The following is an 11,349-nucleotide window of genomic DNA, read 5'->3' as shown; positions in this document are numbered from 1 at the left end:
GCGGCAGGGCCGGCGCCAGGAAGCTTTTCAGGTTCCCCTGGCAGCGGTTTTCATCAAGCCTCGAGCGTAGCGCCCGTCTCAGAGCTTGCCGGATCGACGTCCAGATCGCGGCGCTCTCCGGCCTGGGCCATCGCCTTGACGAGGGAAAGGACCTTTTCACGCACGGTTGGATCGGTGATCTTCAAGAAAGCGCGATTAAGCGCCAGTCCTTCCTTCGACCGCAGGAATTCTCCGACCGGATCGAAGTTTTCGGAAGGCTCCAGTCCCTCCAGGCTCAGCGGCTGCGCGGCGTCCTGCTGGAAAAAGAAGCTCGGGGGTACAGCAAGGACTTCGGCAATCTTTTGCAGCCGGCTTGCGCCGATGCGGTTCATGCCCTTTTCGTACTTCTGCACCTGCTGAAAGGTAACGCCGATCTGGTCGGCCAGCCGCTCCTGGCTAAACCCTAGCAGCAGTCTACGCATCCTCACGCGCGAGCCCACGTAGATGTCGATTGCATTCGGAGCTTTTGCGTTCATTTTTAAGTTTCCATGGACTGTGTTGACGGGGCGCCCTTTCGGGGCGGCACTTCGGGCAGAATGATAGTGTATGAGCACATAGGGAAATTCAATTACTACTTTCTTGTGGCGGAATCATTCGTGCAGCAATACAGGCTTCTCGGCAAAATTGACCCATCAGCGTACCAAACTCGGGAAAACTGGGCTGTAACTGACGCGCAAGTTGCGCTAGATGCTCTCCTGCGGCCGCCGAGGCTTCCGAAGGCTCCAGTTCCGCAATCATCTTGTGAAGACGTGATCAGCGGCACGCGCAGCGATCCGCAGGAGAAATGCCTATGGCAGTACTGAGCGAGACTTCCCCCCGCTTCGAGAAGACGACGATGTCGATCCTCGTGGCTGTCAGCTTCTGCCATATGCTGAACGACATCATGCAGTCGCTGCTTTCCTCTCTTTATCCGCTCTTCAAGGCAAACTACGATCTCGATTTTGTCCAGATCGGACTTCTGACGATGACGTTCCAGGTCACGGCTTCGCTGTTGCAGCCCTTTGTGGGGATCGTCACCGACCGCTGGCCGATGCCTTATTCTCTGCCGGTCGGCATGGCGAGCACCTTTTGCGGCCTGATCCTGCTCGGCAATGCCGCAAGCTTCGAATTGTTGCTGGTGGCTGCGAGCCTCATCGGTTTCGGCTCGGCCGTCTTTCATCCGGAATCTTCGCGCGTTGCGCGTCTTGCCTCAGGCGGCCGTCACGGGTTTGCGCAATCCTTCTTCCAGGTCGGAGGCAATGCCGGCCAGGCGATCGGCCCTCTGATTGCCGCCTTTATCGTGCTGCCGCTCGGCCAGCACAGCGTCTCCTGGCTCTCCGCCATCGCCATGATCGGCATCGTCGTGCTCGGCTGGGTCGGCAAGTGGTTCATGAGCCACCGCCGGCAGAATGCCGGAAAGCCTGCGGTAAGCCGTGCGTTGCCCCTGCCACAGAACAAGGTGATCATTGCGCTCATCATTCTCGTCCTTTTGACGGCGACGAAGAACGTCTACATGGCGAGCGTGTCGAGCTACTTCACATTCTACGTCATCGACAGGTTCCAGCTCGATGTGCAGCAGGCCCAGCTGATGCTGTTCCTCTTCCTCGGTTCGGTGGCCGTCGGCACCTTCCTCGGCGGGCCGATCGGCGATCGCTTCGGTTCCCGTTTCGTAATCTGGTTCTCGATCCTCGGGGTTATTCCCTTCGCATTGCTGCTGCCTTATGCCAACCTCTTCTGGACCGGCATCCTCAGTGTCGTCATCGGCCTTGTTTTTGCCTCAGCGTTTTCGGCAATCGTCGTCTTTGCGCAGGAACTGGTGCCCGGACGCGTTGGCCTGATCGCCGGCGTCTTCTTCGGCTTCGCCTTCGGGGCGGGGGGACTGGGTGCTGCCTTCCTCGGCGATTTCGCCGACAGCCACGGTATTGAGTTCGTCTACCGGATCTGCTCGTATCTGCCGCTGCTCGGCCTGCTCACGGTTTTCCTGCCGCGCATTCCGAGGCACCGGGCCGTCTGATTGATCCGGCCCCCGATCTTCGCCGCAATGCTTTGCCGGCCAACTTTGAAGAGCCTTAAGCGCTAGGCGTATTCGTTCCTGGCCTTGCGGGCTTCTCGCTCAGCCGTCTCGCCCCTGCCGTCGAACCTATCTCTTGCGCTCGCGGCCGGGCCAGCGGCGACAGGCGCCACGCCAGGCATGGAAATCGGCAGTTTCCTGCGTAAATTATCCCAAGGCCCTATCGCGCCCCAAGCGGTTCGAGTGATAGCGTGCATCCAAAAGGAAATTCCGGAGGAAGACATGGTCAAGAAGACGACCGCGGATTGGGCGGCATTGGCGCAGAAGGAGCTGCGCGCCCCGCCGGAGACGCTGACCTGGCATACCCCGGAAGGCATTGACGTCAAGCCGCTTTACACGGCCGCCGATCTCGAAGGAGCCGGGCATCTCGATTCCCTTCCGGGATTTGAACCCTTCGTCCGGGGGCCGCGCGCGACGATGTATGCCGGCAGGCCCTGGACGATCCGCCAGTATGCCGGTTTTTCGACGGCCGAGGAATCCAACGCCTTTTACCGTCGCAATCTCGCCGCCGGCCAGAAGGGCCTTTCCGTCGCCTTCGATCTCGCCACCCATCGCGGCTATGACAGCGACCATCCACGCGTCGAGGGTGACGTCGGCAAGGCCGGTGTCGCAATCGACTCGGTCGAAGACATGAAGATCCTCTTTGACGGCATCCCGTTGAACGAAATGTCCGTGTCGATGACCATGAACGGCGCGGTCATTCCGATTCTGGCCTCCTTCATCGTCGCCGGCGAGGAGCAGGGCTGTTCGCGCGCGGAACTCTCCGGGACCATCCAGAACGACATCCTCAAGGAGTTCATGGTCCGCAACACCTATATCTATCCGCCAGAACCTTCGATGCGGATCGTCGCAGACATCATCGAGTATACGGCCAAGGAAATGCCGAAGTTCAATTCGATCTCGATCTCCGGCTATCACATGCAGGAGGCGGGTGCGACACTGGTTCAGGAGCTTGCCTTCACACTGGCTGATGGCCGCGAATATGTCAGGGCGGCAATCGCCAAGGGCCTCAGCGTCGATGACTTTGCCGGGCGTCTCTCCTTCTTCTTTGCAATCGGCATGAACTTCTTCATGGAAGCCGCAAAGCTGCGCGCCGCGCGGCTGCTCTGGACGCGGATCATGGAGGAGTTCGAGCCGAAGCAATCCTCTTCGCTGATGCTGCGCACCCATTGCCAGACCTCGGGTGTGTCGCTGCAGGAGCAGGATCCCTATAACAATATCATCCGCACGGCTTATGAGGCGATGTCGGCCGTGCTCGGCGGCACGCAGTCGCTGCACACCAATTCCTTCGACGAGGCGATCGCGCTGCCGACGGAATTTTCCGCCCGCATCGCCCGCAATACGCAACTGATCCTGAGCCATGAGACAGGTGTCACCAAGGTCGTCGACCCACTCGCCGGCTCCTATTATGTCGAGAGCCTGACGAAGGAACTGGCCGACAAGGCATGGGCGCTGATCGAGGAGGTCGAGGCACTTGGCGGAATGACACGCGCAGTCAACGAAGGCCTGCCGAAGCGGTTGATCGAGGAAGCTGCCGCGCGGCGGCAAGCCGCCGTCGACAAGGGCGATGAGGTTATCGTTGGCGTCAACAAGTACCGCCTCGAAAACGAAGAGCCGATCGACATCCTGGAAATCGACAACAGTGCCGTAAGAGCGGCGCAAATCAGTCGCATCGAAGAGACGAAGCGCCGGCGTGACAGCGCCAAGGTTACCCAAACGCTCACTGCGCTTGTCGAGATCGCCCACAGCGGAAAAGGCAATCTCCTGGCTGCGGCCGTCGAGGCGGCCCGTGCGCGCGCCACCGTCGGCGAGATCTCCGATGCCATGCGGAAAGCCTTCGGCGATCACGCCGCCACGCCAAAGGTGATCATGGGCGTCTATGGCGAAGCCTATCGTGACGAGCCCGAGCTTTCGGTCTTGAAAAGCCGCATGTCGGAGGTCAGCGCGGCGCTTGGCCGCAGGCCGAAGATCATGGTCGCCAAACTTGGCCAGGACGGCCATGACCGCGGCGCCAAGGTGATAGCATCGGCATTCGGCGACATCGGGTTCGACGTGCTTGCCGGTCCGCTTTTCCAGACGCCGGAAGAGGCAGCGCAGATGGCTGTCGGCGAAAACGTCAACGTCATCGGCGTCTCGTCGCTTGCCGCCGGCCACAAGACGCTGCTGCCGCAGCTTGTCGATATGCTGAAAGCAAAGGGCGGCGGCGATGTCATCGTCATCTGCGGCGGGGTCATCCCGCGCCAGGACTATCAGTTTCTGGCTGATCACGGTGTTTCTGCCGTTTTCGGCCCCGGCACGAATGTGCTCGACGCGGCCAACTCCGTGCTGGATCTCATGCAGGGAATCCGGCGCAATCAGTAGATCTGGCCCGCATTGACTGCTGCTGCGGGTGGTCGGGCGGATCTTGCTGCGATAATTCCTGAAACCGGCAAGTCAGGCCGGAAGCGAAAATCGCCGACCGCACATCGCTTGGCGGATATCCCGGGCCCAAGCCTTTTCTGTTTCGCCGGCTGCCGTGGAGGAGACCGCCGGGATGGCGCACCAGGTTTCGCCTTGCTGCATCGGTTTCGGGGAACAGATGGTACGGCGGCGACTGGCGGCCATCGCCATGGCCGGCGGCAGCAGGCTAGCGAAGGAGCCCGGCTGCGCGAAGCGCGTCATTGATGATTTTGCCGACCCGATTGTCATCGGGTCCCGCTCGAGGGCTTCGTCGCTTGCCATTGCCAGCCAGTTTCAACTCGCCAGACACCTCGGCTGCGACGAACTCCGTTGCTTCGACATCGGAATCGAAAGCAAGCCCCCAGCTGCGCGCGATGCGCGCCGTTGACGAAATACCAGCCTCCAGCATGTAGGGCCCCGCTCGGCCGAACGAGGTATCGCCTTGGGTTGCAAGTGGAAGGCCATGGGCCATACCTTTGATGGAATAGGTTTCGATGACCATTCGCCCATCGGCGTCTAGCCAGACCTTGTGCTGGTGCCCGTTTGCCACTTCCATGCGATCCGGCTCTTTGCCTGTCGCATGTACGCCGCTCCATTGATCCACGATCTGGTCTGCATTCCTCGGTCGCACTGTCTGATCATGCGTTCCATGCCAAACCGAGACAGTCGGCCAGGGACCTGCGTGATGTCCGGCACGCCTTAACGCGGAGCGTAGCTTCGGGGCGTTCGAAGGATTTCGCCCCTGCATTTGTGCGAAGGCTTCTGCAACATTGGCCGCCACGCCATAGGGAAGACCTGCGATGATCGCGCCGCCGGCGAAGATCTCAGGATAGGTCGACAGCATAGCGTTCGCCATGGCGCCACCTGCTGAAAGACCGGTCACGAAAATCCGGTTCTGATCGATGCCCTGTGACTGAACGACATGTGCGACCATCTGGCTGATGGATGCGGCTTCGCCTGCACCGCGTCGTGCATCTGCGGGCTCGAACCAATTGAAACAGAGGTTCGGGTTGTTCGAGTGCTGTTGTTCTGGATAGAGAACCGCAAATCCCCGCCGCTCAGCGAGCTGCGACCATCCAGAGCCGAGTGCGTATCCCTTGGCTGTCTGGGTGCAGCCATGGAGGGCTACGACGAGTGGGGCACGCTCATCCATGTCTGTGGGGAGGAACAGCCAGGCCTTGAGCGCGCCGGGATTGGATCCGAATGATGCGATTTCAACTAGGCGTTCGTCTGGTGAATCTCGAAAGGACACATGCTTCTCCTTGAGCCAAAAAAGGCGCCAAGGATCAATATAGGGACGATTGCTGCAGTGCACAAACAAACGAGCCCGATTGGCAGTCCGATTCATGCGGCCAGGCTGGCCGATCAGGCGAGCAGCCCTCGGGCGGCGAGGTTTGTCATCAACGCCGAAATCCCGAACGTCCATGGGGGGCATTCGGTGGAAAGGCGAACGGTATTGACAAGCGTGCCGAGCCCGGATGCGGAGATTTCGACGACATCGCCGACCTTGTGCGTAAAACCCTGGTTGGGGGCGTCGCGGTCCTGTGTCGGGGCAAACAGCGTGCCGAGGAACAGCATGAAGCCATCCGGATACTGATGATGAGCCCCGCAGGTCTGCCTGACGAGATCGGTCGGGTCGCGGCTGATCTTCGACATTGAGCTCTTTCCGTTGAGAACGAAGCCGTCTTGGCCGGTGACCTTCAGGTCAAGCTCGGCCTTGCGGACATCCTCGAGGCCGTAGGTGGCGTCGAACAGGCGAAGGAAAGGCCCGATGGAGCAGGAGGCGTTGTTGTCCTTCGCCTTGCCGAGCAGCAGAGCCGAGCGGCCCTCGACATCGCGCAGGTTGACGTCGTTACCGAGGGTCGCACCCTTGATTTCGCCGCGGCTGTTGACCGCAAGCACGATTTCCGGTTCCGGATTGTTCCAGGTCGAAATCGGATGCAGGCCAACATCGGCCCCCCAGCCGACGGAGGAAAGCACAGGCGACTTGGTAAAGACCTCGGCATCCGGGCCGATGCCGACTTCGAGATATTGCGACCACATGCCTTCGTCGATCAACGCCTGCTTGACCTTTGCCGCTTCCGCAGAGCCTGCTTTGATGTTGGCGAGGCTGCCGCCGATCAGAGTGCCAACGCGGCTGCGGATCGAGGCTGCACGATCCGGATTGCCGGCAGCCTTTTCTTCGATGACGCGCTCGATCATCGATTGAGCAAAGGTTACACCGCAGGCCTTGACGGCCTGAAGATCTGCCGGCGCCAAGAGATAGGGTCGGGCAGCGTCCGGCCTGCCGGTGCTGTTTGCTGCCACCATCTCGAGTGAAGCAAGCCGTTTGCCATCCGCCTCGCGCACGAAATCTGTCGGGTCGGCTTTCTCCAGAAGTGCGCTCAATGTCGGGGCTTGACTGGACGTTATGTCGACTATTTCTCCGTCACGGATCGTCACAATCGCCGGACCGGCTGCCTGCGGATTCCAGACGCGGCCGACAAACAGGCCGCCTGATGAGGCGTCGTCGAGAAGCTGAGACATGATGACCCTCCGTCGCAGTCGAGCTTTTGCTCAGGTGATTTGTCATTCGCCGCCCTCCAGCAGCGCCGGAAATCGATCACATCTGTCCGGGCGGGGCAAGGTCAAAAATACCGCCGGCAGCGACTCGTCAAGTCTGCAGCAAAATGAAGCCGGCGGCGCTGTGTGATGACGCCGCCGGCCTTCGCAGGGTCATTTCGGTGTTACGTCGAAGCCGAACCACTTTTCCGAGAGCGTCTTGATGGTGCCGTCGGCCTTGGCGGCGGCGATCGCCTTGTTGAACTCCTCTTTCAGCTTCGAATCGCTCTTGCGCATGCCAACCGAGCTGCCGCGGCCAAGAAAGCCGCCCTGAAAGCGTGGGCCGGTGGTTGTCATGTCTTCGTTGCCGGGTTTTTGCGATGCCGTGGTCAGATAGGCCATGGAGGCCATGACGAGGTCGACACGGCCGGCCTTGAGATCGAGGTCGTGCTCTTCGGTCGTTTTATATTCGCGAACCTGGACGACATCCTTCAGATATCTGTCAACAAAGGCAGCGGCCGTCGATGCGGTCTGCACGCCGATCGTCTTGCCTTCAAGCATCGGCTTCAGCTTGTCAATTTCGGCAGCCGCACCTGCCTCGTCGCTTGCAAGCGAGAAGATCTGGCCCTTCTCGGGCATGTGTGCGAGATCGCTGGACTTGGATGTTGCAAATGCCTGGCCCGTCGAGCCATAGGAGTCGCTGAACGCAATGACTTCCTCGCGCTTGGCGGTTGCCGACATGCCGGAGATGATCGCATCGAACTTGCCGGCATTGAGTGCCGGGATCATGCCGTCGAAGTTCTGGACGACGATCTTGCACTCCACCTTCATGTGGTCGCAGAAATACTTGGTGAGTTCGATTTCATAGCCGTCCAGCGTGCCGTCCGGCTTGGTAAAGTTGTAAGGCTTGAACGCGCCTTCGGTGGCGATGGTGACCGTCGTCCACTTCTTTTCTTCGGCATGTGCGACCGTCGAAACGGCCAGCATGGTAACGGCGCAAACCGCCACCAGGATTCGACTGGAAGATTTCATTTGGGTTCCCCTTTTCCTTTATTTGGGTTGAAGCTTCATTTGCTGATGAATTGCCGGAAACGATCCGATTTCGAACTGGAAAACACCTCCTGCGGCTTGCCATCTTCCTCGACGAGACCCTTGTGAAGGAAGACGACACGGCTGGAGACGTCGCGGGCAAAGCCCATTTCGTGCGTGACCACCAGCATTGTGCGTCCTTCCTCAGCGAGCGCTCGCATGACGCGCAGGACCTCACCAACGAGTTCCGGATCGAGCGCAGAGGTGGGTTCGTCGAAAAGCATGACCTTCGGCCGCATCGCCAGCGCCCGGGCGATGGCTGCGCGCTGCTGCTGGCCGCCGGAAAGATGGGCGGGATAGAAATTCCGTTTCTCGGCAATGCCGACCTTGGCAAGCAGCGCCTCGGCCTCTTCGATGCATTCGGCTCGGGGCCGGCCCTGGACGTGGATGGGCGCCTCGATGACATTTTCAAGCACGCTCTTGTGGGACCAGAGATTGAAGCTCTGAAAGACCATACCGAGCTGCGAGCGGATGCGGTCGACCTGTCTGCGATCGGCCGGACGGCTGCCACCCCTGCCGTCAGGCGCCATACGGATCGTCTCACCGGCCACGGTGACCACGCCGGAATTGGGCGTTTCGAGCAGGTTGATGCAGCGCAGAAAGGTCGATTTGCCGGAACCGGAGGAACCGAGAATGGAAACGACGTCGCCTTCGTGGGCATCGAGGGAGATGCCCTTCAACACTTCGACGGGACCGAAGCTCTTATGCATGTCCTTGACGCTGAGTGCGATCGGCGAAGGGGAGGGGATTGCCGCGGTCATCGCGCGTCTCCTTCAATGGGCGCGGGGGCAAGGCCTGCCGCAGGATGTGGGACAGGCTGGCGCAGGTGCGGGCTCAGCCAGTATTCGAGAAGATGGACCAGCCGCGTCAGCAGGAAGTTGATTGCCAGATAGATGGCACCGGCGACGATGAAGACCTCGATGGCACGGTAGGTCTCGGAGATAATTTTGGCGGCAACACCGGTTACCTCCATGAGTGTTATGATGGAGGCAAGCGACGTTGCCTTGACCATCGATATCATTTCATTGCTGTAGCCGGGCAGCGCTTGCCGAATGGCAAGCGGCAGGAGGATGCGTCGGAACTGCATCATGCGCGGCATGCCGCAGGCCCGGGCTGCCTCGATCTGCCCGAAAGGCACCGACAGGAGGCCGCCGCGGATGATCTCGCTGCCATAGGCGGCGGTGTTCATTGTCAGCGCCAGAACGGCGCACCAGTAGGGTTCGCGCAGAAAGGGCCACAACAGGCTGTGGCGGACTGCTGGAAACTGCCCCAGACCGTAGTAGATCAGGAAGATCTGTACGAGCAGCGGCGTGCCGCGAACGATGAAGACGTAGCTTCGTGCAAACCAGTCGAGAGCGGGGATGCCAGAGAGCCGGCAAAGTGCCAGGGCAAGCGCGCAGATTGCCCCCAGTATGATCGAGGTCGCGGCAAGCTCCAGGCTCAGCGGGATTGCGGAAATGAGGCTCAAGAAGGTTTCGAAGAGAAATTGCCAATCCATCAGCTTCTCCTCACGCCGCGCGAAAAATGCTGTTCGGCCCGGCGCATGAAGAGACCGGACCCCGTCGAGATCAGCAGGTAGATTGCGCCGGCGATGAGATAAAAATCGAATGGCAGGCCGGTCGATCCCGCCGCCACCTGGGTCTGGCGCAAAAGCTCGGCGACACCGGTGATGGAGACGAGTGCCGATTCCTTCAGTACCACTTGCCAGACATTGCCGAGCCCCGGCAATGCGTGGCGCAGCGTCAGCGGCGCGACGATCCGTCGAAAGCGCAGCCATCGGCCCATGCCGCATGCGATCGCCGCTTCGATCTCGCCGGCATGCACTGCCTTGAACGCGCCACGGAAGACCTCGGTAAACTGGGCCCCGGAAGTGACCGCGACGGCGAGCGATCCGGCGAGGAAGCCGGGAAAGCCGACGAAGCCCTGGGCACCGAAGAGCTGGCCGACGGCGGTGACAACAGCACTGCCGCCGAAATAGAAGAGATAGATGACCAAGAGATCGGGAATTCCGCGCAACACGGTCGTATAGGTGTCGGCCGCAATACGCAGCCCGCGGCTTCCCGATATCTTGGCCCAGGCTCCGAAGGACCCGATAGCTGCGCCGATCGAATAGCCGGCAAGTGCGATCAGAACCGTCATCCATGCACCGGCAAGCAGTGCCTTGCCCCAGCCTTGCGGGCCGAAACTGACCAGTTCAAGGATGCCGGGCTGGTTCATGGCGCCTGCCTTTTGCATTCTTTCGAGGAGGTGGAAACGACATGTCACCCATCATGGAAAAGTCGGTGGCGGAATAACGCGACGGTCTGCTGCCGCCGCCTGGCTCAAGATCAATTCGGCTCGAAGGATGGCGTGAGATCGATCCTGCTCCAGTGTTCGGAGAGCTTCTTGATAGTGCCGTCCTTTGCCGCGGATTTGATGGCTTCGTCGAATCTCGCCTTCAGATCTGCTTCGCCCTTGCGCATGCCAAGGGCGACTTCGGTGGCGAGCATGGCGCCCTTTATCAGCGGTCCCGACATCATCAGTTCGCCGTTTGCGGATTTTGCGAGTATGGAGGTCGCATAGACGCCGCTGTCGAAACCGGCATCAATGCGGCCTGCCTTCAGGTCGAGGTCGCGTTCGCCGGAATTCTTGTAGGCGCGCACCGTGACATTGCTGCCGTAGTAGGCATTGATCAATTGTTCCTGGCTGGTGGACTGGACAACGCCGACCGTCTTGCCGTCCAATGCCTCGCCGATCTTGGCCATGACTGGATCGGCCTTGTCCTTGTCGTTGAGATTGAGCTTCTGCCCGGTCATCGGCAGCGGGGCCACAGGACCGTTCTTCTGCAGAATGAAGCTTGCAACGCCACTGGCGTAGGGAACGGTGAAGTCGACGACCTGCCGGCGCTTTTCATTGATGCCAAGCGTCATCACCAGATCGAACTTGCCGGCATTGAGGCTCGGGATCATGGCGGTCCACTCGCCGGGGATGAGCTCGCATTTGACTTTTGCCCGGGCGCAGAGATCGTTGATCAGGTCGATATCGAAGCCGGCGAGCTTGCCGCTGGAATCCATCATGTTCCAGGGTGGAAAGGCGCCTTCTATGCCGACCTTCACATCTGTCCGGTCCCTGGCTTCGGCAGCACTTGCAGCCGAGTTCAAAACGGCCGCCAGGACGAAGAAATGCAGATATTTTCTTTTCATGACATCATT

Annotated in this window: 10 protein-coding genes; 2 read left to right on the top strand and 8 right to left on the bottom strand. The window is 60.3% G+C overall.

Features of this window, described 5'->3' with window-relative positions:
- Window positions 1–53 precede the first annotated feature (53 nt).
- Window positions 54–515 carry a helix-turn-helix domain-containing protein gene (locus tag EV130_RS01405; RefSeq protein ID WP_074065549.1) on the bottom strand — a complete coding sequence of 154 codons (462 nt, stop codon included), beginning with the start codon at window positions 513–515 and terminating at the stop codon, window positions 54–56.
- Window positions 516–829: 314 nt separating this feature from the next.
- Between EV130_RS01405 and EV130_RS01400 the strand changes: the two genes are divergently transcribed.
- Together EV130_RS01400 and scpA are read left to right on the top strand one after the other, a co-directional pair.
- On the top strand, window positions 830–2,032 hold the full coding sequence (locus EV130_RS01400; protein WP_074065547.1) for an MFS transporter: 1,203 nt from the start codon (window positions 830–832) through the stop codon (window positions 2,030–2,032).
- Between the two features lie 279 nt (window positions 2,033–2,311).
- On the top strand, window positions 2,312–4,450 hold the full coding sequence (gene scpA, locus EV130_RS01395; RefSeq protein ID WP_074065546.1) for a methylmalonyl-CoA mutase: 2,139 nt from the start codon (window positions 2,312–2,314) through the stop codon (window positions 4,448–4,450).
- Window positions 4,451–4,715: 265 nt separating this feature from the next.
- Here the strand turns inward: scpA and EV130_RS01390 are convergent, their stop codons facing one another.
- From EV130_RS01390 to EV130_RS01360, 7 genes are all read right to left on the bottom strand, one after another.
- Window positions 4,716–5,780, bottom strand: coding sequence for an extracellular catalytic domain type 1 short-chain-length polyhydroxyalkanoate depolymerase (locus EV130_RS01390; RefSeq protein WP_245519992.1), 1,065 nt, complete (start codon window positions 5,778–5,780; stop codon window positions 4,716–4,718).
- Window positions 5,781–5,893: 113 nt separating this feature from the next.
- Window positions 5,894–7,054 (bottom strand): fumarylacetoacetate hydrolase family protein, encoded by a 1,161-nt coding sequence (locus tag EV130_RS01385; RefSeq protein WP_074065544.1) that lies wholly within the window; start codon window positions 7,052–7,054, stop codon window positions 5,894–5,896.
- A gap of 189 nt (window positions 7,055–7,243) precedes the next feature.
- Window positions 7,244–8,101, bottom strand: coding sequence for a transporter substrate-binding domain-containing protein (locus tag EV130_RS01380; RefSeq protein WP_074065543.1), 858 nt, complete (start codon window positions 8,099–8,101; stop codon window positions 7,244–7,246).
- 35 nt (window positions 8,102–8,136) lie between these two features.
- Entirely contained in the window at window positions 8,137–8,919 is a 783-nt protein-coding gene (locus tag EV130_RS01375; RefSeq protein WP_074065542.1) for an ABC transporter ATP-binding protein, read from the bottom strand.
- Window positions 8,916–9,656: an ABC transporter permease gene (locus EV130_RS01370; protein ID WP_074065541.1), complete on the bottom strand. Its 741-nt coding sequence runs from the start codon at window positions 9,654–9,656 to the stop codon at window positions 8,916–8,918. Before EV130_RS01370 ends, EV130_RS01375 begins: the two co-directional genes overlap by 4 nt.
- Window positions 9,656–10,375: an ABC transporter permease gene (locus EV130_RS01365; protein WP_074065770.1), complete on the bottom strand. Its 720-nt coding sequence runs from the start codon at window positions 10,373–10,375 to the stop codon at window positions 9,656–9,658. Before EV130_RS01365 ends, EV130_RS01370 begins: the two co-directional genes overlap by 1 nt.
- A gap of 110 nt (window positions 10,376–10,485) precedes the next feature.
- Window positions 10,486–11,340 carry a transporter substrate-binding domain-containing protein gene (locus EV130_RS01360; protein WP_132549626.1) on the bottom strand — a complete coding sequence of 285 codons (855 nt, stop codon included), beginning with the start codon at window positions 11,338–11,340 and terminating at the stop codon, window positions 10,486–10,488.
- Between the last annotated feature and the right edge of the window lie 9 nt (window positions 11,341–11,349).

The sequence above is a fragment of the Rhizobium azibense genome (assembly GCF_004342325.1).
Lineage (GTDB): Bacteria > Pseudomonadota > Alphaproteobacteria > Rhizobiales > Rhizobiaceae > Rhizobium > Rhizobium etli_B.
The sequence above is the reverse complement of the archived record's forward strand: the minus strand, read 5'-3'. Positions and strand labels throughout refer to the sequence as shown.

What these genes read in the sequence shown, in the direction of transcription:
- EV130_RS01405 (WP_074065549.1), bottom strand. Translation starts at nt 515, where the DNA reads ATGAACGCAAAAGCTCCGAATGCAATCGACATCTACGTGGGCTCGCGC.
- EV130_RS01400 (WP_074065547.1), top strand. Translation starts at nt 830, where the DNA reads ATGGCAGTACTGAGCGAGACTTCCCCCCGCTTCGAGAAGACGACGATG.
- scpA (WP_074065546.1), top strand. Translation starts at nt 2,312, where the DNA reads ATGGTCAAGAAGACGACCGCGGATTGGGCGGCATTGGCGCAGAAGGAG.
- EV130_RS01385 (WP_074065544.1), bottom strand. Translation starts at nt 7,054, where the DNA reads ATGTCTCAGCTTCTCGACGACGCCTCATCAGGCGGCCTGTTTGTCGGC.
- EV130_RS01380 (WP_074065543.1), bottom strand. Translation starts at nt 8,101, where the DNA reads ATGAAATCTTCCAGTCGAATCCTGGTGGCGGTTTGCGCCGTTACCATG.
- EV130_RS01375 (WP_074065542.1), bottom strand. Translation starts at nt 8,919, where the DNA reads ATGACCGCGGCAATCCCCTCCCCTTCGCCGATCGCACTCAGCGTCAAG.
- EV130_RS01370 (WP_074065541.1), bottom strand. Translation starts at nt 9,656, where the DNA reads ATGGATTGGCAATTTCTCTTCGAAACCTTCTTGAGCCTCATTTCCGCA.
- EV130_RS01365 (WP_074065770.1), bottom strand. Translation starts at nt 10,375, where the DNA reads ATGAACCAGCCCGGCATCCTTGAACTGGTCAGTTTCGGCCCGCAAGGC.
- EV130_RS01360 (WP_132549626.1), bottom strand. Translation starts at nt 11,340, where the DNA reads ATGAAAAGAAAATATCTGCATTTCTTCGTCCTGGCGGCCGTTTTGAAC.